18 protein-coding genes are annotated in these 21,830 nt (G+C 57.4%); 3 read left to right on the top strand and 15 right to left on the bottom strand.

Annotated elements, in window-relative coordinates:
• Nucleotide 1 precedes the first annotated feature (1 nt).
• The 6 genes from AC2AXP_RS06740 to AC2AXP_RS06715 all read right to left on the bottom strand — a co-directional run bounded on the left by AC2AXP_RS06740 (nucleotide 2) and on the right by AC2AXP_RS06715 (nucleotide 7,237).
• Complete coding sequence (locus AC2AXP_RS06740; protein ID WP_004962906.1) at nucleotides 2-859, bottom strand: MurR/RpiR family transcriptional regulator; 858 nt, start codon at nucleotides 857-859, stop codon at nucleotides 2-4.
• Nucleotides 859-1,830 carry an ABC transporter permease gene (locus AC2AXP_RS06735; RefSeq protein WP_004962910.1) on the bottom strand — a complete coding sequence of 324 codons (972 nt, stop codon included), beginning with the start codon at nucleotides 1,828-1,830 and terminating at the stop codon, nucleotides 859-861. Before AC2AXP_RS06735 ends, AC2AXP_RS06740 begins: the two co-directional genes overlap by 1 nt.
• Before the next feature lie 36 nt (nucleotides 1,831-1,866).
• Nucleotides 1,867-3,360, bottom strand: a complete 1,494-nt coding sequence (locus tag AC2AXP_RS06730; protein ID WP_273868250.1) for a sugar ABC transporter ATP-binding protein — start codon at nucleotides 3,358-3,360, stop codon at nucleotides 1,867-1,869.
• A 17-nt stretch (nucleotides 3,361-3,377) separates the two neighbouring features.
• A complete protein-coding gene (locus AC2AXP_RS06725) occupies nucleotides 3,378-4,418 on the bottom strand; it encodes a sugar ABC transporter substrate-binding protein (RefSeq protein WP_198773077.1) in 1,041 nt (346 codons plus the stop codon).
• Between the two features lie 57 nt (nucleotides 4,419-4,475).
• Nucleotides 4,476-5,456 carry a TIM barrel protein gene (locus AC2AXP_RS06720; protein ID WP_484381512.1) on the bottom strand — a complete coding sequence of 327 codons (981 nt, stop codon included), beginning with the start codon at nucleotides 5,454-5,456 and terminating at the stop codon, nucleotides 4,476-4,478.
• 260 nt (nucleotides 5,457-5,716) lie between these two features.
• On the bottom strand, nucleotides 5,717-7,237 hold the full coding sequence (locus tag AC2AXP_RS06715; protein ID WP_039992726.1) for an aldehyde dehydrogenase family protein: 1,521 nt from the start codon (nucleotides 7,235-7,237) through the stop codon (nucleotides 5,717-5,719).
• Nucleotides 7,238-7,509: 272 nt separating this feature from the next.
• Here AC2AXP_RS06715 and AC2AXP_RS06710 point away from each other — a divergent pair, with 272 nt between their 5' ends.
• Nucleotides 7,510-9,318: a sigma-54-dependent Fis family transcriptional regulator gene (locus AC2AXP_RS06710; RefSeq protein WP_484381511.1), complete on the top strand. Its 1,809-nt coding sequence runs from the start codon at nucleotides 7,510-7,512 to the stop codon at nucleotides 9,316-9,318.
• A gap of 13 nt (nucleotides 9,319-9,331) precedes the next feature.
• Here the strand turns inward: AC2AXP_RS06710 and AC2AXP_RS06705 are convergent, their stop codons facing one another.
• The gene (locus AC2AXP_RS06705) at nucleotides 9,332-10,225 is read right to left on the bottom strand and encodes a LysR family transcriptional regulator (RefSeq protein ID WP_039992104.1); all 894 of its coding nucleotides are present in this window, start codon (nucleotides 10,223-10,225) and stop codon (nucleotides 9,332-9,334) included.
• 129 nt (nucleotides 10,226-10,354) lie between these two features.
• On the opposite strand from AC2AXP_RS06705, the gene AC2AXP_RS06700 reads away from it, so the two are divergent.
• Both AC2AXP_RS06700 and AC2AXP_RS06695 read left to right on the top strand, forming a co-directional pair.
• Nucleotides 10,355-11,236: an MBL fold metallo-hydrolase gene (locus AC2AXP_RS06700; protein ID WP_004962932.1), complete on the top strand. Its 882-nt coding sequence runs from the start codon at nucleotides 10,355-10,357 to the stop codon at nucleotides 11,234-11,236.
• Between the two features lie 14 nt (nucleotides 11,237-11,250).
• On the top strand, nucleotides 11,251-12,225 hold the full coding sequence (locus tag AC2AXP_RS06695; protein ID WP_039992105.1) for an alpha/beta hydrolase: 975 nt from the start codon (nucleotides 11,251-11,253) through the stop codon (nucleotides 12,223-12,225).
• 126 nt (nucleotides 12,226-12,351) lie between these two features.
• Here AC2AXP_RS06695 and AC2AXP_RS06690 read toward each other — a convergent pair whose 3' ends face one another.
• The 8 genes from AC2AXP_RS06690 to AC2AXP_RS06655 form a co-directional block, all read right to left on the bottom strand.
• Entirely contained in the window at nucleotides 12,352-14,787 is a 2,436-nt protein-coding gene (locus AC2AXP_RS06690) for a glucose/quinate/shikimate family membrane-bound PQQ-dependent dehydrogenase (protein WP_198773082.1), read from the bottom strand.
• Nucleotides 14,788-14,975: 188 nt separating this feature from the next.
• Complete coding sequence (gene pqqF, locus AC2AXP_RS06685) at nucleotides 14,976-17,303, bottom strand: pyrroloquinoline quinone biosynthesis protein PqqF (RefSeq protein ID WP_484381510.1); 2,328 nt, start codon at nucleotides 17,301-17,303, stop codon at nucleotides 14,976-14,978.
• A 1-nt stretch (nucleotide 17,304) separates the two neighbouring features.
• Entirely contained in the window at nucleotides 17,305-18,444 is a 1,140-nt protein-coding gene (gene pqqE / locus AC2AXP_RS06680) for a pyrroloquinoline quinone biosynthesis protein PqqE (protein ID WP_198773084.1), read from the bottom strand.
• Entirely contained in the window at nucleotides 18,437-18,715 is a 279-nt protein-coding gene (gene pqqD, locus AC2AXP_RS06675; RefSeq protein WP_004962951.1) for a pyrroloquinoline quinone biosynthesis peptide chaperone PqqD, read from the bottom strand. The genes pqqE and pqqD overlap by 8 nt, the downstream gene beginning before the upstream one ends.
• The gene (gene pqqC / locus AC2AXP_RS06670; RefSeq protein WP_484381509.1) at nucleotides 18,715-19,470 is read right to left on the bottom strand and encodes a pyrroloquinoline-quinone synthase PqqC; all 756 of its coding nucleotides are present in this window, start codon (nucleotides 19,468-19,470) and stop codon (nucleotides 18,715-18,717) included. The genes pqqD and pqqC overlap by 1 nt, the downstream gene beginning before the upstream one ends.
• Nucleotides 19,471-19,479: 9 nt before the next feature.
• Complete coding sequence (gene pqqB / locus AC2AXP_RS06665) at nucleotides 19,480-20,391, bottom strand: pyrroloquinoline quinone biosynthesis protein PqqB (protein ID WP_004962958.1); 912 nt, start codon at nucleotides 20,389-20,391, stop codon at nucleotides 19,480-19,482.
• 139 nt (nucleotides 20,392-20,530) lie between these two features.
• The gene (pqqA, locus tag AC2AXP_RS06660; protein WP_004937827.1) at nucleotides 20,531-20,608 is read right to left on the bottom strand and encodes a pyrroloquinoline quinone precursor peptide PqqA; all 78 of its coding nucleotides are present in this window, start codon (nucleotides 20,606-20,608) and stop codon (nucleotides 20,531-20,533) included.
• A gap of 115 nt (nucleotides 20,609-20,723) precedes the next feature.
• On the bottom strand, nucleotides 20,724-21,773 hold the full coding sequence (locus AC2AXP_RS06655; protein ID WP_273868232.1) for a dipeptidase: 1,050 nt from the start codon (nucleotides 21,771-21,773) through the stop codon (nucleotides 20,724-20,726).
• Nucleotides 21,774-21,830 lie beyond the last annotated feature (57 nt).

Genomic DNA, 21,830 nt, shown 5'->3' with positions numbered 1-21,830 from the left:
GCTAATACTCTCTTAAGTTCTGGATCGCCTGCTGGGTTTTCGTCAGACTTTTTTCGGCCTTATCGAGATCTTTTTTGGCGATCGCCACAAATAGCGCATCGAGGATATTGAGCTGAGCGATGCGCGACGCGGCGTTTTCCCCAAGCAAATGCGAACCTTGAGATGTTGAATTGAGCACCACGTGCGCATCAAGCGCTACGGGCGACTCGGCATAGTTGGTGATGGCAATCACTTTGGCGCCATTTTTTGCCGCCAGTTTTATCGGATCGTTTACCGTGCGGGTGGCGCCGGAATGACTGATAACGATGACCGCATCATCATCCGATAAAATCGCCGCCGACATCAGCATCATATGCGCATCGTCATAAGCGGTGGTCTTGATGCCGATTTTCAATAACTTATGCGACAGATCGCGAGCCACGGCGGCAGAACCGCCGACGGCATACAAATCGATATGTCGTGCCTTATATAAAATATCGGCAGCGCGGTTAAACGCCGAAACATCCAATATCGATAATGTTTCTTCGATTGCCTGTATCGACGTTCTAAATACTTTAGAAAGCAATTGTTCCGATGAGTCACTGGGCTCTATTTCTGCATGCAAACTCGCCACTTCAGAATAATTATAAAAAACCAGGCTGCTTCTGAAATCGCGAAAGCCGGAGAAGTTGAGTTTTTTTGCCAGTTTTACCACCATGGCATCGGAAACCTTATTTTCCTGAGCAATTTCTTTTAACGATGTTTGCTCGGACAAGTCTGCCTTTGAGGTAATCGCATCGACCACTTTTCTTTCCAATGGCGTGAGCTGGGGTAATCTCATGCGAATTTGCGCACCAATTGCTTTCGGATCCTGCTTCATTACTTGCCTCGAGTCGCTCTGTCAATCAACATCGCTATAATAATTATAACGCCAGTGGCAAGCAATTGATAAAAAGCCTGAATATTGAGCAGGGTGAGACCGTTACGCAAGGCGCCTAAAATAATCGCGCCGACGATAGTACCAATAATGCTGCCTTTACCGCCCATTAACGACGCACCGCCAATCGCCGCGGCGGCAATCGCATCCAGTTCCCACAGGTTGCCCATGGTCGGTTCGGCAGCCCCCAGGCGGCCAATCAGGATCAGTGAGGCCAGCGAAGCCAGCACGCCGGAGATGATGAAAACCGTTACTTTGGTTTTCCTGACCGGTACGCCAGCGACCCGAGCGGCTTCTTCGTTGCCACCGACCGCCAGGATATACTCACCCAACGGGGTCTTGTTCATCAGCACCCAAAGCAGCGTTGCAATCACCAACACAATGATGATCGGCGTTGGGATACCCAGCAGCGAACTGTTAATCAGCATACGGAACTCCAGCGGAATACCGAAAATCGGATTGCCGCCGGTGAAGATCAACGCCAGCGCGCGGAACAGCGACAGGCCGCCGAGCGTGACGATAAACGGCTGCAGGCCGGCATACGCCACCAGCGTACCGCTGAACACGCCGCACAGGGCGCCAACGCCGAGGGTGGCCATGATAGCCAGTGGCACCGGCACCCCCGATACCATCAGCGTGGCCCCCAGCACCGCAGACAGCGCGGCGGTGGGGCCGACGGACAGATCAATCCCCCCGGAGATAATGACCAGCGTCATGCCCAGGGCAATAATGGCATTAATCGACGACTGTTGCAGAATATTCAACAGATTCGGTACGGTAAAAAATACCGGTGACAGGAAAGAGAAGGTGGCCACAATAATCAGCAGGCCAATCACCGTGCCGGCATCACGCAAATTAAATTTGAGCAATGTCGCAGCAGGTGCGATAGGCCGAGTATTATCTTGTGTCATCATAATAAGTGCCTTAAGAATATAATAAGAGACAGAGTGTTAAGGGCAATCATTTATTGCATGGCGAGCCATGTTTTCTTCGGTAATTTGGTTTCCGAGCAGTTCTTTGGTGACTTTACCTTCGCGCATAACCAATACGCGATCCGCGATGCGTATTATTTCCGGCATTTCAGATGACACCACCACAATGGCTTTTCCTTGCCGGGCTAATTTTTCGATGAGATTATAGATCTCTGACTTGGCGCCAATATCGATCCCCCTGGTTGGTTCATCAAATAAAAATACTTTGGCATCCGCCGCCACCCAGCGACCAATAATGACCTTCTGCTGATTGCCGCCGCTCAAGGTGCCAATCGGCTTGTCAATGTTAAGCGGTCGCAGACGCAAATCGGTCATCACCTGTAAAGCCAGCCGGTTCAATAGCGTTTTGTTCAGCACGCCCCGACGCGTAAAGCTCATCATCGAGGGCAGGGCCATATTCATTTTCACCGCGCGCTGTTTAATGATGCCTTCTTTTTTACGATCCTCTGGCACCAGGCCGATGCCGGCCTGAATTGCCGCGCGAACGCCAGGCTTTGTTATCGCTACCCCGTCAACCAGCACCTGGCCTGCCGTTTTGCCGTCGATACCGGCAATCAGTTTCAGTAGCTCGCTACGCCCAGCGCCAACCAGACCGGCAATACCCAACACCTCGCCGGCTTTCACGCTGAAACTGGTTGGCTTTACCGCACTGCCGCGCGCCAGCTGCTCCACCCGCAGAACTTCTTTTTCACTGGCGTAGGATTGATGCTGCACTTTCTCAATCTTGCGACCCACCATTTTGGCGACAATCGACTCTTCGGTTTCGTCGCAAATATTCACTACGCCAACCTGTTTGCCGTCGCGCAGTATGGTCGCACGATCGCATACCGCGAAAATCTCGTTCATTTTATGTGAAACGTAAATCAGCGCGACCTGCATCGATTTCAAATCGGCAATCAGCTCCGCCAGGCGATCGAATTCGCGGGGCGTCAGGCTTGAAGTGGGTTCATCCATCGCAATAATCTTGGCGTGGTCCAACAACGCGCGTGCAATTTCGACAATCTGCTGTTGCGACACTTTCAGGTTCTTGATCGGCTCGTCGGGATCGATCGACGGATCCAGCCGGCGAAGAATAGCCACCGCTCGCCGATATTGCGCTTTCTTATCGACCAGCAAACCGCCGCAACGGGTCAATGGCCGGCCGAGGAACATGTTCTGCGCCACTGAAAGCTCGGGAACATGCTGCAATTCCTGATGGATCATCGCAATACCGGCTCGGCGCGCGGCAAGCGGGCCTTTCAGCTGTACCGGCTGTCCATCCACGCCGATTTCACCGCTATCAGCGGCGCGAACGCCAGAGAGAATGTTCAGCAAAGTGGACTTCCCGGCACCGTTTTCACCAATCAATGCATGCACTTCGCCTGGTTTTATCGAGAAATCCACGTTGTGTAACGCCAGCGCGCTACCGTAGGCTTTGCTGATGCCGCGCATCGTCAAACAATCGTCTTCCATACCGCCTCCGTCGCTTTTTATTGTTGCGCGAGCAATTGGCGCAGTTTTTCATTGTCTTTGGTGGAGAACGCGTCGGCATTTTCTTTGGTGATCAGCGCCTGGGGCGTCGAGATCACGCGTGACAATTTTTGGCCATTAATCAGCCGCAGCACCACTTCCATCGCCACTTCTCCCGTCAGCACCGGGAAACTGTCAACGGTACCGGTGAGTTCACCACGCTTGATCGACGCGTAGGCGTCGGAAATGCCATCGGTGCCGAACACCGCAACCTGTTTGCTTTTGCCCAGCGCATTCACCGCTTCCACGACGCCCAGCGCCATACCGTCGTTATTGGCATAAAAGCCAATCAGGTCAGGGTGCTGCTGCAAGATGGTGGCGGCGGCATTGTAGGCATTCTCGCGACTCCAGTTGGCGGGAACGCTGGCGACCAGCGGATAGTTGCCATTGGCGGCCAGCGTTTCCTTAAACCCTTTGGTTCGTTGTGCCGCCGCGTAAACCCCTGGCTGACCTTCGATAACCGCAACCTTGCCCCCTTGTGGCCGGTGAGTGATAAACCAGTTGGCAACGCGCACGCCATTGTCCTTTTGCACATTACCGACGTAATACGCGGCATTGGGCATCACCGCATCATTGACGTTGACCAGCGGAATGTTTTTATTTTTGGCCGCCTCGTACGCCGGTTGCAGGTTGGCATCGGTTTGTGGCGACACCAGCAGGCCATTGAAACCCTGGGCGATAAGCGTTTCGGCGATCGACAGTTGTCCCAACTGGTCGTCTTCATTGGCCGCCGCCTGATAAGCCAGGGTGAAGCCATGTTTGTCGGCAAGGTTTTTATAACCGTCGCCCAGCGAACGCCAATATTCGTTGGTCAGGGTTTTCGATACGCCACCGATCTTCAGGTTGCTGGCTACCGCTGGCATCGGGCCATATTTCGCCGTCAGTTCGGTCCAGTCGGTACGGTCCGGTTCGGTATCGGATTGCAACGGGGGCAGCTCGGCGGCATAGGCTGCGGAACAAAACAAAATAGAGGTGAGTACAGAAAGTAACGAGGTGTTCATTTTCCATCCTTCTTGATCATATTGTTATTATTGCCAACGGCGCCATGGCGGTGAGGGTTAACTGGCCAGCATGATATCGTTGACGATCTGCTGAGAAGCCACCGCATCCTGACGGCCGATTGCCTGCAGCAGCGCGGGGTTGTCATTGAGCTTTTCACACAGTGTCAATAAGCGCGTCACCGTGGCGATGTTGGTTTCGGCTTCGCGCACCGGATCCAGGCCGCTGGCGTCAGGGAAGGTGTCGAAGTAATAGGCACCCTGATAGCCATCGCGCTGCATCTGCCAGAGGAACTCGAGCGTGGCGCGTGGGTTGACCGACGCCGCCATCAGGCCATCGTCGCGTTTGCCCCAGCCGTCGTTAAGATCCAGTCCCAGCAGGCGGGAGCGACGGGCGACCATCGCTGCGGCATAGGCAGGAATTTCATTGGCGTACAGCACATGGGCAAAATCCAGCGTGATGCCGAGGTTGGGGCAGTTGGCTTCCTCAACGGCAATCAGGCAGGTGGTAACATTGGGGAAGATACTGAAAGCACGGGGCTCGTTCGGTTTATATTCAATACTGATATCAATATCTGGGGCATATTCGGCAACTTCACGCACGGCGCTGACCGCATCTTCCCAGATTTTTTTATAATCGGCCTGGAAGCAGTAGTCGAACCCGTCCTGACCCATCCACAGCGTCATCAGATTGGCACCGAACTCGCGGCCGGCATCGATACCCCGTTTGGTCAGTTCAATCGCCTGACGGCGGATCGCCGGATCGGGATTGGTGAACGCGCCGATTTTAAACTCAGGGGCATCCCAACGCATTTGCATGCCATTAACCGCCAGGCCGACGTCGGCAATTTTTTGCCGCATGGTACTGATGTTGGCAGACATGTGCTGTGGATAATTCAAATCCAGGTGGGTAAGGCCGTTCACCGTGCCGGCACGCTCGATCATCTGTAATACAGAGGGTTTACCTGTTAATTCAGGCCAATAGCGCCAGGCGCCTGAGGCGAATGAATTTAACCGGGTGGCGAATTTCAGTTCTGACATGAGAGGTCCTTCGATAGTGTTGTAATGTACTTTCCAACTTTACATATATTAGTAAAGTTGTTTACTAGTATCATTGCACATCGACTGCCGCAATAGCGGCGGCCGATTTATTCACCAATATGCGAAGTCATTCACGAATTTGATCAAGGAAGGGGGACCAGGTTGGCGTCAGCGCGCACGGGGAGAGCAGGCGGGCCATCAGTGCAGCAGCCAATGCCCCCTCGCGAGAAAGAGGGGGCGATAGCGCGATCGAAACGGCGTTAAAATAGCCCGAGTGGTTTCACATCGTAACTCACCAGCAGATTCTTCACTTGCTGGTAATGCGACAGCGCTGCCTTATGCGTTTCGCGGCCGATGCCGGAATTTTTATAACCGCCAAAGGCGGCATGGGCAGGGTACAGATGGTAGCAGTTGGTCCAGACGCGTCCGGCCTTGATGGCACGCCCCATCCGGTAAGCGAGGTTGACGTCACGCGTCCATAGGCCGGCACCCAGCCCGAATTCGGTGTCGTTGGCCAGTGCCAGCGCTTCGGCTTCATCCTCAAAGGTGGTAACGCCGATCACCGGGCCAAAAATCTCTTCGCGGAAGAAACGCATGCTGTTGTTGCCGGTGATTAATGTCGGCTGCAAATAGAATCCCTGTTGCAGATCTGCTGGCTGGCTGGCGCGTTGGCCCCCGGCGATAATCTTGCCGCCTTCGTCTTTGGCAATGTCGATATAGGACAGGATTTTATCGAACTGCTCCTTCGATGCCTGCGCGCCGATCATGGTGTCGGTATCAAACGGGTCACCATGGCGAATGGTTTTCATGCGCGCCAGCACGCGCTCAATAAATTCTGGATAGATCGCCCGCTGAATTAGTGCACGAGACGGACAGGTGCAAACTTCGCCCTGGTTGAAGAAGCCGAGGATCAGCCCTTCAACCGCTTTATCGATGAATTCCGGCTCCGCCTGCATGATATCGGCAAAGTAGATGTTTGGCGATTTTCCACCCAGCTCTACCGTGCTCGGAATGATATTTTCTGCCGCACACGACAGGATATGGCGGCCGACCGGCGTTGAGCCGGTAAAGGCAATTTTTGCTATGCGCTTGCTGCGTGCCAGCGCTTCACCGGCCTCTGCGCCAAAGCCGTGTACCACGTTCAGCACGCCGGCTGGCAACAGATCGCCAATCTGCTCAAGCAGCACGCAGATCCCAAGCGGAGTTTGCTCGGCAGGCTTGAGCACAATGCAGTTACCGGCCGCCAATGCCGGAGCCAGCTTCCAGGCGGCCATCAGCAGTGGAAAGTTCCATGGAATGATCTGCCCAACCACCCCCAACGGTTCATACAGATGATAAGCCACGGTGGTGCTGTCGATTTCTGCCATGCTGCCTTCCTGCGCGCGCAAGCAGCCGGCAAAGTAACGGAAATGATCGATTGCCAGTGGAATATCGGCGTTTAACGTTTCGCGGATCGGCTTGCCGTTATCCCAGGTTTCAGTCAGCGCCAGCAACTCGAGTTGTGACTCCATGCGGTCGGCAATCGCCAATAACGTATTGGCGCGCGTCTGAACGCTACTGTTGCCCCAATCGGCTGCGGCAGCGTGTGCCGCATCGAGCGCCAATTCGATATCCTGCCCAGTCGAACGGGGGAATTCGCCGATCGTCTGCCCGCTGACCGGTGACGTATTGGTAAAATAACGGCCGTCTACCGGCTCAACAAATTTGCCACCGATATAATTGCCATACCGCTGTTTGAAACAAACGGACGAGCCCGCCAGGCCGGGGTGAACATATTTCATCATCAATACCTCGCTGCAAAAGTAGGGTTGGCGCTTGAGCGCACGACACCAGGTCGCAGCAGAGATAAGCATTGCCTATGCCAAATAGCTCAATCATGGCGAGGAACGGTTGAGATATTTTGAATATCAATCAGTTGGATTTATAAATACTTTCGAAACGGTAAAAATAGCGGGCTTATCATTGCTTAAACTGATTTTTTGTGTCGCGCATCGCAACACATGGGACACAGTCATGATACAAAAATGCAACACACCGTCTGACGGAGAACCGCATGTTGCCAAAGCTACCGCCGGTCGATGCAGGCTTAGTCGCCGATCGTGATAATCGTTCCCTCACCAGACCGCTGTCAGATTCATGGCGGCGCAGCCAGCTGTACGGTTTGGCACGCAGTGACGAGCGCATCCCATTTGTTCGTCCGCGCGCGCTCAATGAGATCCGCGATCGCAACGGTTGGGTGTCGCAACTGGCCCAGCCACTATTGGCGCGCTTTGCCGATGCCATTAATCAGCAACCGTCGGTGATGGTGATTTCCGACGCCAGTGGCCTGGTGCTGGAAACCTGTGGTAACGGCGGTTTTTTGCATCAGGCATCGCAGTTGTCGCTGTCTCCCGGCAATCTGTGGGGCGAACGTGAACCCGGCACCAATGCCATTGGCACGGCGCTGGCGCTGGGTGGGCTGTGTGAAGTCAACGGCGGCGAACACTACCTGCAATCCAACGCGGCACTGCGCTGCTCCGCCGTACCGATCTTTCAACCTGATGGCCAGATTGCCGGCGTGCTGGACATTTCGACCCCGGCGCAAGCACCTTACGGCAAGGCCGGTAGCATCCTTATTCAGGCGGCACGTCACATTGAACATCAATGGCTAAAAAGCACCATTACCGCCGCTCATTGGGTGCTGCGATTGCATAAGGATGCGCGTATTCTCGGCAGCGAACACGAACTGGTGCTGGTATTTTGCGACGATCTGCTCAGCGGCGCCAATCGACTGGCGATGCAGGAATTTCGGCTAACGCCGGCGGCAGTCGGCCATTGCCGCTTCGCCGACCTGTTCCCGGCGCTGGCCTGCCAGGCGCTGGATATCCCGCGTCAGACTCTGGCAGTCAATAACCGACGCTACTACGCGTTGCTGGACGCGCCGACCCGGCAAGCATGGGCGGTGCGCTCACTGCCGCCATCACCGGATCCACAGGCGGCTGACCGCCAAAAGGCGCTGCGCATCCTGAACGCCGGTCTTGCGCTGTGCGTTACCGGGGAAACCGGCTGCGGCAAAGAGCACTTCAGCCGCCAGCTGTATCAAGACAGCAAGTGGCGAAGTGGGCGTTTTGTCGCCATCAACTGCGCAGCGTTACCCGAGCCGTTGATTGAATCCGAACTGTTTGGCTATGCACCGGGCGCCTTTACTGGCGCAAGCGCCAAGGGTTACATGGGTAAGATTCGAGAAGCCGATGGCGGCGTGCTGTTTCTGGATGAAATTGGTGATATGCCTCTCAGCGTTCAGACTCGACTGCTGCGGGTTCTCCAGGAGAAAACCGTCACGCCGTTGGGCAGCCGTCAGATGCATAAAGTGGATTTTGCGCTGATTTGCGCCACACATCGGTCGCTGGAACAGCGGGTTGCGACAGGGGCATTTCGTGACGATTTGCTCTACCGCATTCAGGAGTTCAGCGTGCGCGTGCCACCGCTGAGGGAACGTCCGCAGCGCAAGGCTTTTATTCAGCAGTTGTGGCACCGGTTGGGGGCCGAACAACGTGGTATCACCTTGACGCAGGAGGTGGTGACCACGCTGGCTGACCATCCGTGGCCGGGTAACGTGCGTCAATTACTCAGTACGTTGAAGGTATTACTGGCTCTGGCGGACGACAACCAGGCCGTTATGCTTCATCACCTGCCGGAGCAGTTTCATCCAACGCACCGCAACGCTGAGCTGCCAGTCGCGCAGACACCGACCACACCAGACCTGTATGACGCCGTCAAACAGGCCAACGGCAACATCAGCCTGGCGGCCAGGCGTTTGGGCATTGCGCGCAGCACGCTGTACCGGCAACTGCAGCGGAAACGCAGTGGGGCGGCAGGTTGAGCCGGCGATCCTGTCAACGATTAAACAGTTCCCTGATCCAATCAATAAAATAACGCACTTTTGATGCCAGATGGCGGTTCTCCGGCCAGGCGATATGTACCGCCGCCGGTTCGCATTGCCAGTCGGGCAAGATCGGCACCAGCTCGCCACGGCGTAATGCCTCCTCGGCCAAAAAGTGGTAGGTCGTCACCACCCCCAGACCGGCGCGTGCGGCATGCAATGCCGCATTGGCGTCGTTGACGGCAAACCGCCAATCGCCGTCAAGCGTAACGCGCTCATCCTGCCGCAGCAGTTGGTGAATGAACGGTTTACCGCTCTGCGGTGACACCACGTGGATCATCTGGTGATCGCGGCGCAGCGCATTGGGATGCGTGGGCGTGCCATGACGTTGCAAATAGTCTGGTGAGGCGCAGGTGATACGCTCCAGCGTACCTAACGAACGGGCAATCAGCGTATCGTTCATCAGCGCGCCAATCCGCACCACGCAATCTACCTGGGCCTCGATGGGATCGATGGCATGATTAGCCAGATTCAGCGTTAACTGAATATCCGGGTAGCGCCGGTAAAAATCGGTTAAGTGGGGGATCACTTTATGGTAGGCGAGGGTGTGCGGCATGCTGACATGGATTACGCCGCTCGGCGCTTGCCCGGCACCGATCACGCCGCCTTCAAACTGGCGTAGCTGTTCAAGCCATTGTACCGCGCCCTGATAATAGGCGCGGCCTTGTTCGGTCAGCGTCAAACGGCGCGAGGTGCGGTGCAGCAAGGTAATGTTCAACTGCTGTTCCAATGCCTGGATCTGCCGGGTAACGGTAGATTTAGGTAAATCCAGCAGCGTTGCCGCACGGCTGAACGCGCCGCTTTCGACCACGCGAATAAATGTCTGCATTGCCGCCAGCTTGTCCATTTCGCATCCTCTTAATGGGTCAATCATTGCAATTATAGCAATCATAGTTTGCAGATTAGCGGCTTGTTCATTCGCCGACAGGGTAACAATATGGTGCCATTGTTATCGACAAACAACCACGGAGTTACTATGTCATCCTCTACGAGCTGGAATCTGGGTCGTACTCGCATCACGCGCTTAACCGAGCTGACGATTGACGATCGCCCAGCTTCATTGCTTTTTCCGCAATGGCAGCAAGACGCGGTCAACCAGACCGATACCGTATTCAGCCAGGCACACCTCAGCCACGACAGGCAACGGCTGACCGTCAGCTGCCACAGCTGGCTGGTGCAAACGCCAGAGCATACCGTTTTGATAGATACCGCCTGCGGCAACGACAAACTCCGCCCCGACAACCCGCTGTTTGACCGCTTGCAGACCCATTGGCTACAGCAGTTGCGCCAGGCCGGCGTTGAACCGCATCAGGTGGATTATGTTCTGTTGACGCATTTGCATGTCGATCATGTGGGTTGGAATACCCAACTGGTAGAGGGGCAGTGGCGGCCGACGTTCCCCAATGCACGTTACGTATTTTCTGCTGCGGAATACGATTGGTATGCCCATCCGGACAATGTGACCGCCCCCAACCGCGGCTTATTTGACGACAGCGTGCAGCCGCTGGTCGACGCCGGGCAGGATTGGCGCTGGCAGCATGGTGACCAACAACCGATCGCCGGATTCCACTTTCACCGCACGCCGGGGCACAGCTACGACCATCTGTCCTTTTCGCTGCAAACCGACCAGGGCATGGCGCTGTTTGCCGGCGATGTGATGCACCATCCGATGCAGGTTTATTTCCCGCAGTGGAATTCGGTGTACTGCGAATTTCCCGAGCAGGCTTTGGCCTCACGCCGTTGGGCGTTGGAGTTTGCCGCTGACCATAACGCCTATTACTTCAGCAGCCATTTCGCCGGAGCCTCGGTCGGACGTATTGCACGTCAACACCACGGCTTCAGCTGGCAAGAATGTTAATCTCGGGAGAAATCATGACCACTGATTCGATGCTGTTTAGCGAACAGCGCACCATTCCCAGCGCCAATCCGGCGGTGACCTTGCATCTGCGACACAAACGCCTGGCATCGCAGACGCGTTTTGATGCGGCCCATACCGTGGTGCTGATGCATGGTGCCACTTACTCATCAGGCAGCCTGTTTGATACGCCAGTCGACGGTGAATCCTTCCTGGATTATCTGGCGCGGGCGGGGTTTGACGTCTGGGCAGTGGATGTCAGCGGCAGCGGTGGTTCAACGCGGCCGCCGGCAATGCAGCAACCCGCCGCATTGAACCCGCCGCAGGTCACCACCGAACAGGGGGTGCGTGACTTTAGTGACGCTGTCACCTACGTTTTGCAGCATAACCAGCTGACGCAGGTCAATATCATCGGCATGTCATGGGGCGGCAGCGTGACCGGCAGTTTTACTACCCGTAACGCCGACAAGGTCCGGCGTCTGGGGCTGATAGCACCGCAGTGGCTAAACAACGGCCCCAGCCGGCTGGACAGTGGCGGCGAGTTGGGCGCCTGGCGGCTGGTGACCTTGGCGCAAGTTCAACAGCGCTGGCTGGCCGGCGTGCCGCAACACAAGCGTGACGACATTATTCCTGACGGCGTGTTCGACGCCTGGGTAGCCAATACCCTGAGTGAAGAGCCTGACGAGGCGTTACGTGCCAGCGGCACCATACGCGTTGCCAACGGGCCGGTGCAGGACATCCGCGACTACTGGCGTGCCGACAGGCCTTTCTATCAGCCGGCGGACATTAGCGTACCGTTGCTGCTGGTGCATGGCGAGTGGGATGTGGATGTGCCGTTGTCGGTAGCGCAGGACTGGTTTTTACATGCTACCGGCGCGCCGTGGAAGCGCTGGCTGGAAATCGGCGAGGCGACGCACATGATGGTGCTGGAAAAAAACCGCCGTCAGGTTTTTGCCGCCTTGGCCGGTTTTTTACTGGAAACGCATGATTGAGCGACCAGGCTAACAGGCGGCGCGCCAATGGCATGACGCTTTGCTGGCCGACAACGGCGATGAGATAACCGGCGCAAAAAAGCCCGCTGGTTGGCAGCGGGCTTTGGCCGTGTTGAACGCCAGGGCTTACTGGTCTAGCGCATAGGCAATCACGTAATCACCACGATCGGGTGACTGTCGCGCGCCGCCGGCGGAAATCAGGATGTACTGCTTGCCGGTGGTTGGCGAAATATAACTCATCGGGCTGCCGCCGCTGCCAACCGGTAGGCGCGCTTTCCACAGCTCCTTACCGGTGGAGGAGTCAAAGGCACGCAGATAGTAATCCTGGGTGCCGGCAATGAACACCAGGCCCCCCTGGGTTGCCAGCGTACCGCCCAGCGTCGGCATGCCGACCGGCATTTGCGCGCGCATCTTGATACCGAATGGTCCGGTATCCTGCACCGTACCCGCCGGTACCTGCCACACCACTTTCTGCGTTTTCAGATCGATGGCCGACAGGGTGCCAAACGGCGGCTTCTGGCATGGAATGCCCAGCGGTGACATAAAGCGGTTTTTATTGACGCCGTACGGCGTACCTTTCAACGGCACCGCGCCCATACCGGCATTGACCGACTCGCCACCGTTGCTGGCTGGGGTATCGGCGTCAATCTTCTGCGGGATCATCTGCACCCACAGGCCCAGACGCATATCATTGACAAAGATGTAATGATTGTTCGGATCGGTAGACAAGCCCCCCCAGTTCATGCCGCCCAGCGAACCCGGGAAGCTAAGGGAAACGTCGGTGTCCGGTGCGGTGAACAGACCGTCGTAGCGCATTGATTTGAAACTGATACGACACATTAACTGGTCGAACGGCGTCGCGCCCCACATATCCGATTCACTCAGTTTTTCTGCGCCGATCTGCGGCATGCCAACCGAAAACGGCTGGGTTGCCGAATACTGTTCACCCGGGATGGTACGGGTTTTCACCGGCAGTTCTTTCACTTCGGTCAACGGTTTGCCGGTATGGCGATCCAGCACAAAGATCTGGCCGGTTTTACCGCCAAATACCACCGCCGGTTTGCTACTGCCATCCTTCATTGGGAAATCGACCAGGCTAGGCTGCATCGGCACATCAAAGTCCCACAGATCGTTATGCACGGTCTGATAGACCCATTTCTCCTTGCCGGTGGTGGCATCCAGCGCCAGAATCGACGCGCCATACTTGTGATCGAGCGCAGTACGGTTGGCGCCCCACAGATCGACCGATGAACTGCCCATTGGCAGGAATACGGTGTTCATCGCCGGATCGTAGGACATTGGCGCCCACGAGTTAGGGGTGCTGCGTACAAAGGTCTGGCCAGGTTTCAGCGTCGAGTTCGGGTTTTCATTGCCCGGATCGAATGCCCAGCGCATTTCACCGGTAATGACGTTAAAGCCGCGCAGTACGCCGCCTGGCATGTCGGTCTGCACGTTGTCGGCAACCCGGCCGCCCACCACCACGGTGCTGCCAGCCAGGGTCGGCGCCGAGGTCAGCTGGTATTTTGGATCGGCGGCATCACCCATGCCGGCTTTCAGATCGACCACGCCATGATGACCGAAGTTGGCACAGAATTCGCCGTTATCGGCGTTAATCGCTACCAGACGTGCGTCGATGGTATTCATCAGAATACGACGCTGGCAGCTGTCGCCGGCGGCCAGTTCGACGGGCGCCGCCGGCGTTGAACCGGGCACCGTAGGCTGCGGCAGTGGTTTAGTGGCGTCAAAGTAGGCCAGTCCACGGCAGCGGTTCCACACCTGGGACTTGGCGTTGATTTCACGCTTCCAGATTTCCTTGCCGCTGTCGGCATCCACCGCAATCACATTGTTGTGCGGCGTACAGAGGAATACGCGGTTGCCGACCTGCAATGGGGTTTGCTGGTCTTCCGCGCCGTTGCCGTCCGGGCTCAGTGGCGTATCGCCAGTGTGGAACGTCCAGGCAACTTTCAGTTCCTTGACGTTATCGCGGGTGATCTGATCGAGCGCCACGAAGCGGCTGCCGCCCGGCGTATTGCCGTAGTTGTCCCAATCTTTCTGTTGTTTGGCCTTATCCACCGGGATCAGCGGCAACTGTGCGCCGCTGAAGGGAACGGTCGGGTGCGGCTGGAACATCTGGATAAAAGTCCCCACCATGCCGACGGCCAATACCGCCGACAGCAGGTATGACGCTTTTGCCAATGGGGTTTTGCCTTCCGCCTTGCGCAGCGACGGCCAGCTAAGCAGCGCCAGCAGCGTCAGGCCGGTTGGCACCATCAGTCGCGAAACCAACGGCCAGAAATCGAGGCCCGCATCGAACAACGACCAGATCAAGGTGCCGACAAACACCAGCAGGAACAGCACAACCGCCGAGGATTTGCCACGGAAGAACTGGATCGCCGCGAGCAGGGTAACCACGCCGGCGATGATAAAGTACCAACTGCCGCCAAGCGCGGCCAATTTACCGCCGGCAATGGTGAAGAACAGGCCGGTAACCGCCAGGATTATCCCCAGCAGATAGCAGCATAATTTACGTTTTATGCCCGTGTGGGCATGCGTTTCAGACATCAGACAGTCTCCGAAGAAATAATATTCATCCTTTTATGCACAACGCCATGCCGGCCTGTTGATACCGAAACCAACGGCAACAGGCGAGACATTGAACAATGTGATGTGCAGATTGTACCATCTGATACATTTTGTGGTTAACAAAATGTATCTTTTGACCCTAAGGTTGTGAATATTTAGATCGGATGTTACGGCGCGGTGGACAATAGCCGCCGCTGCCAGTCGAGTAGCGTGGCGCCATCTACCAGCGTCAGTTCGCTGGCCGCTGGGGGATCTTCCAGTAGCATGGCACGCGCACGTTGCAACGGTTGTTCACTGCGGTGCTGCAGAGTCGGCATCAATGCGGCTTTTGCCTGTGCCAGCTGGCTCGGGCTCAACTGCGCCAGCTCTGTTTGCATCTGCAGCAAAAACTGGTCGGTCAATTGCGCCAGTTCGTCAACGCTAAAACGCGGGGATTGCAAGGCAAACAGCAGACCTTCGCGATCGGCGCAACGGTGAAACGCGCATTGCACCACATAGCCAATATTGCGATCGACGCGCAACTGCTGAAAATAACGCGGCGCATAAAACTGTGCCAACAGACGCAGCGCCAACCGTGGCGTTGCGCCGACCGCTGACAGCGGGTAAAACAGCAGCAGGGCGTTCTCATCGCCGCTTTCCGTCAGCATCACGCGACCCTGCTGGTTTGTCTGATAAGGTGCTGCGGCAACAATCGGCGCCGGGAAATCGCTCAGTAAATGCGCCAGCGCATGATGCAATGCCTGGTTACCGCCACTGAGCGTCGCCTGCCAGCAGCGCGGTTGTTCAGCGCTGACAGCATTGGCCAGCGCCGCCGGCAGTTGCGCCAGCAGGCGTCGTATTGCCAGTTCGCCATGCAGGTGCTGCGCTCGCTGCCAACGGCGCAGCGCATCGCGTTCGCTGGCGGCGCTGATGGCATGTAACGCCTGATTCAATGCCTGTACCCCATGGCAGATCAAGGGGGGATCGCCGGCAAGTTGCAACAACCAAACGCCATCGATTCGCTCCAGCGCCAAATGCCCCTGGCGATGCGCCAGCTCGGCAGCCAGCGGACGTAATGCCGACTGTAGCCGGTAGGCGGTCAGATCGTCGAGCGGCGTTTGCGGCGCCGGGCGCAGCAGCAGCACCGGTTCGACATCGCCAGGCTGAATGTGTCGTAACGCAACGCGGCGTGACGGCAACGTTGGGCTGGGTATCGCGAGGTCACCGTTAAAAAAGCCAAAGCGCTCGGTCGACGTAGAGGGCTGCTGTGTCGCCACCGTTGCCAGACGCAACGTAAATCCCTGTACCGAGCAGGTCGGCGCCTCACCGTCTGCAGCAACCGTCAGGCGGCTGAATGGGGCGGCCAACAGTGCGGCGATGCAGTGCGGCCAGTCGTCAACGTCGCTTATCAACGGCAAACCACAGGCGGCGGCACGCAGCTGTTCGAGCGGCGGCTGTTGCAACAACGCCTGATTGGCCAGTTGGCAGTAGTGTTCACGCTGTGCCCGGCGCAACGTCGGCAGCTGTTGCAACCAGGCAAACAGCGCCGCTTCCAGCCGCTCTGCACCCGCTGCGTTATCGGGGTTGATGACAAATGCCAGCGTCAGCAACAGGCAGTCGCTGCCACAGCGTTGATGCAGTAATTGCACATCGTCGCAGTATTCTTGCGCGCGTAACCAGGCCAGCAAACTGCCCGGCGCTTCGTCGGTCAATAGGCATTCCAACAGCCGTAACCACGCACGTCGACTTGCCTGCGGGTGAGTGAGGGCGAAGCTAAAACGCAGCTGCGGCGTTCCCGGCAGGATAAGTCGCCGGTCGCCATCGGCGGTTAATGCCATGCTGGGCAGCGGGGGTGGGACGGTCTGGCCAACCGGGTTGGCACTCAGCCGTTCGGCGATGGCGCGCAACGCTGCCAACGGCTGTGGCCCCTGTAGCCACAACGTCATATTGCCGGCCTGATAATAACGCGTATGGAACTGGCGCAATGCGCGGCGCAGCGCCGCCATATCGTCGCCAAATGCCTCACGATGGCCAACGTGAAAACGGTGCATCGCCTCGATGCCGCTGAACGCGTGCTGCTGCGCCGCCAGGCACAGGCTGGCGGCATCCGAGCACAGTAAGCGATACTCGGCGTCGATCACCCCGATCTCCTGCGCCAACGCGTCGATCGCCAGCAGCGGGGCAGACAGCATATCCATCAGTCGCTCGAGCCCGTCCGCCAGGCGGGGGGCATCAATTTCAAAAAAGTAGGCGGTTTGCGTGGCGAGCGTGGTGGCGTTCAGCCGGCCGCCCTGCGCCGGTATCCAGCTCATCAGCCGTTGCCGATCGGGGAAGCGCGCGCTACCGCGAAACAGCATGTGTTCCAGCAGGTGAGCCAGACCGGGCCAGTCCTCCGCGGCGTGGTAACTGCCCGCGTCGATGCGCATCAGCGCTGCGGCACGGCTGTCGCCCGGATCGCTGACCAGGTTGACACGCAGCCCGTTGGCAAGCCGTAGCGAGGCGGTCTGGCGCTGCATGTCAGCCTTTGAAAATCAGCTGGGAGTTGACACGGTTGCGAAAGCGCAGCCCATCGATGCCGATCTGACTGCGGTTGGCTTCTTCGCGCGCAGCCAGGATGGTGCCATGGTGCGCTGACTTGGAACAAACCGGATCGGCGTTGTCGGCGTCGCCGGTCAGCATAAACGCCTGACAGCGGCAGCCACCGTAATCTTGCTCTTTTTCGGGACAGGAGCGGCACGGCTCAGGCATCCAGTCATAGCCGCGATAGCGGTTAAAACCGAAAGAGTGATACCAGATATGCGCCAGATCCTGTTCCAGCACCGACGGGAACTTGACCGGTAACTGCCGGGCGCTGTGACAGGGTAACGCCATGCCTTCCGGGGTAACGCTGAGGAAAATCGCCCCCCAGCCACCCATGCAGCCCTTGGGGCGCTCTTCGTAATAGTCGGGGGTGACGAACAACAGGTTGGCCAGATTGCCGCTGTCGGCCATTTTTTCGCGGTAGCGCTGCACCACCTGTTCCGCCCGGGCGATTTGCTCGCGGGTTGGCAGCAGTCCCTCACGGTTGAGATGCGCCCAGCCATAAAACTGGCAGGTGGCCAACTCGACGTCGTCAGCCTCCAACTGAATAGCCAGTTCGATAATCCGGTCGATCTGATCGATATTGTGCCGATGCAGCACAAAGTTGAGCACCATCGGATAGCCCAGCGCCTTGACCGCCTTGGCCATCGCCAGTTTCTGCTGGAAGGCTTTGGCTGAGCCTGCCAGCGCGGCGTTCAGCGTTTCATCGCTGGCCTGGAAACTGATTTGGATATGATCCAGGCCGGCGTCGGCAAAGGTTTGCAGCTTCTTCTCGGTCAAACCAATGCCCGAGGTGATCAGGTTGGTGTAAAAACCAAGATCGCGAGCGGCAGCGATCAGCTCAGGCAGATCCTTGCGCACCAGCGGCTCGCCGCCGGAAAAACCGAGCTGAACGCTGCCCATCGCCCGCGCCTGACGAAAAACGTTGATCCACTGTTCGGTGGTCAGCTCTTTTTCCTGCGCGGCGAAGTCGAGCGGGTTGGAGCAATAGGGGCATTGCAGCGGACAGCGGTACGTCAGCTCCGCCAGCAGCCAGAGCGGCGGATTGACCGCCGGTGTGGTGGTGGTATCAGTCACGGAACATCACCCATTTTTGTTCATAGGCGCGTTGGAAGAATTCCAGCACATCGTCCGCCAGTCCCGGTACGCCCGGGAAACGCGCATTCAATTGGTCGATAATCTGATTCAACGTCGATGTGCCGTTGACCAGTTGCAGGATCATGGCGGCACTCTCGTTCAGTTTGGCCATACCTTCAGGATAGAGAATAACGTGGCTGTTTTGCACCTCTTCCCATTGCAGGCGGTACCCGCGACGGAAAATCGGCGTTTGCTCTCGGCGTAGACTCATCACACCAGCCTCTGGTTATGCCACACCCGCGCGGCGGTCACGCTATGATAAGGCGGGCGGTGCAGGGTATAGGCCATGCTCATGGCATCGAGCAGGCTCCACAGAATGTCCAGTTTGAACTGCAGGATCTCCAACATGCGCTGCTGCTTTTCGACCGTATCGCAATATTCCAGCGCCAGCGCCAGCCCGTGCTCCACGTCGCGGTTGGCCTGGCCGAGACGGCTGCGGAAGTAGTCATAACCTTCGGCATCGATCCACGGATAATGCTGTGGCCAGCTGTCGAGACGCGATTGGTGGATTTGCGGCGCGAACAGTTCGGTCAGCGAGCTGCATGCCGCCTCCTGCCAGCAGGCGCGACGGGCAAAGTTGACGTAAGCGTCAACCGCGAAGCGCACGCCTGGCAACACCAGCTCTTCGGAAAGCACGGTTTCTCGCGGCAGGCCTACGGCTTCGCCAAGACGCAGCCAGGCTTCGATACCGCCCTCGCTGTCGTTGTAACCGTCATGGTCAAGAATGCGCTGCACCCATTTGCGCCGGGTTTCCGGCTGTGGGCAGTTGGCCATGATCGCCGCGTCCTTGATCGGGATGCTGGTCTGGTAATAGAAACGGTTGGCGACCCAGCCCTGGATCTGTTCGCGCGTCGCCTCGCCGTTATGCATGGCAATGTGATACGGATGATGGATATGGTAATACGCGCCTTTGGCACGCAGCGCCGCTTCAAACTCCTGCGGGGACAGCGGGTGTTGTATTGTCATGGTGTTCGCCTACAGTTCGATGTTCATCCCATCCCAGCTCACTTCAATGCCGGCTTGCGTCAGGCTGTGACGCTCCGCAGAGTCTTCGTCCAGGATAGGATTGGTATTATTGATGTGAATCAGGATCTTGCGCTTTGCCGGCAAGGTGGTGAGCAGCGCGGCCAATCCCTGATCCTCGCCCAGTGCCAGATGCCCCATGTCTTTACCGGTATTGCGGCCGACGCCGGTATTCGCCAGCTCGTTATCGCGCCACAGCGTACCGTCAATCAGCAGGCAGTCCGCCCGTTTCAGCCAGGGCAGTAGCTGCTCGTCCGGCTCGCCGAGACCTGGCGCATACAGCAGGCTGCTGCCGCGTGCGATGTCTTCGATGAACAGCGCCACGTTGTGCCCCGGCAGCGGGCGATGGCGGTAGAGAGAATAGGGTGGCGCATTGCTCAACAGCGGGATGGCGGTAAAGCGCAGCGTCGCGCACACCGCAACCTGAAAGGCCTCCAACGGCTCAATCGGCCGGTGGATCAGGCCGCCGTTCCAATGGGACAGCATCGGGAACACCGGGAAGCCGGTACTCAGGTCGTCATGGACTTCGCGGGTGCACCACACCTGATGCGGACACCCTTCACGCAAATTGAGTAAACCCGCGCTGTGGTCAATCTGGCTATCGGTGAGAATGATCGCGCCGATGCCGGTACCACGCAGTACTTCGGGGTTATTCAATTCAGGCGAGGCGCGCAGCTGATGGCAAATGTCCGGCGATGCGTTGCACAGCACCCAATTTTTTCCGTCATCGCTGATGGCAATCGACGATTGGGTACGCGCGGAGGTTTTGATGGTGTTGTTACGCACGCCCTGACAGTTTTTGCAGTTGCAATTCCATTGAGGAAAACCGCCGCCAGCCGCAGAGCCGAGAACTTTTATCTGCATGTGTGAACCAGAAAAGAGAAAACAACAGAGAAAAAGGTTGCTGGCAACGCCGTCCGTGACAGCGAGATAACCGTGGGGCGCTCTCGCTGCCTGGCGTTGTCAGCAAGCCAGGATGCCCGCGGCAAGCGGGCATGAGCGATTAGCGGTTGGAAATGTACAGCGTCACTTCCAGGCCCAGACGCAGATCGACGAACTCGGGTTTAGTCCAGGTAGTCATAGGTAGTTCTCCTCTAGTTATTAAGTGCCAAATAAAAAATCATTCACATTCGGCGGCGACGATGTTGAAGAAATGTGACGGAGATCGCAACCTCAAAAGGGTAAAAGTTTTTTAGCTATGCGCCCCAGGTGGTGGATAACACCGCCAGCCAATTGCGCCATGCCAGCTTTTCCACCTGCGCCGGGGTAAAGCCGGCCTGCGCCAATGCCTGTAGCAATGAAGGCAGTCCGCTCACATCCCCCAGCGACTGTGGGACATTAACGCCGTCAAAATCGGAGCCGAATCCCACGTGATCTTCTCCAAGTTTAGCGACTAAAAATTCAATATGTTTAACAATTTCTGTTAAATCGGTAGTGGCGCTGTCGCGTTTACCGTCGGCACGCAGGAACGCGGTGCCAAAATTCACCCCGACAAAACCGCCGCTGGCGGCGATGGCCGACAGTTGCGCATTGGTCAGGTTGCGCGGCTGCGGGCACAGCGCGTGCGCGTTGGAATGCGTTGCTACCAACGGTGCGCTACTCAACGCCGCCGTTTCCCAGAACGCTTTTTCGTTCATGTGCGAAACGTCAATCATCATGCGGCGACGGTTACAGGCCGCGATCAGCGCCTTGCCGGCCGGCGTCATGCCGGGTCCGCTGTCTGGTGAACCCGGGAAGGCGCCGCGGATGCCTTCACCAAACACGTTTGGCCGATTCCAGAACGGCCCGATACTACGCACACCCAGCGCATAATAGCGATCCAGCTGCGTCAGTTCGGCGTCCAGCGCGCCGGCGCCTTCAATATGCAATACCGCCGCGATCTGCTGATTGCGTCGGCATTGTTCAATGTCCGCCACGCTGCGGCAGATCTTCAGCTGGCCGTTGGACGCCTGCTCCAACTGAAACAGGATGGCGATTTGCGCTTCGGTAATTGCCTGCGGATCGTAACTGGCCAGCACCTCGGCTTCACTCTGGTTACGCATCTGGGCAACATGGCTTACCGGCGGGATGAACACCGCAAACAGCCCGCCGCAGAAACCGCCGCGCTTCATGCGTGCAAAGTCCAGATGACCCTGTTCCACCGAGGAAAAGAACGCCGCGGCGGGGTCATCGGCATGCTTGAGCCACAGCGTGAGCAGCAGGTCGTTGTGGCCGTCAAAAACAGCTAGGGGAGCTAAATCTGTCATACGCTTTCACGATTAAAAATGGCCGCCCTGAGGCGGCCATCGAGTTGAGTGCGACGG

This window comes from Serratia sp. Sp408, assembly GCF_057180665.1.
This window is presented reverse-complemented; position numbering and strand designations above follow the sequence as displayed.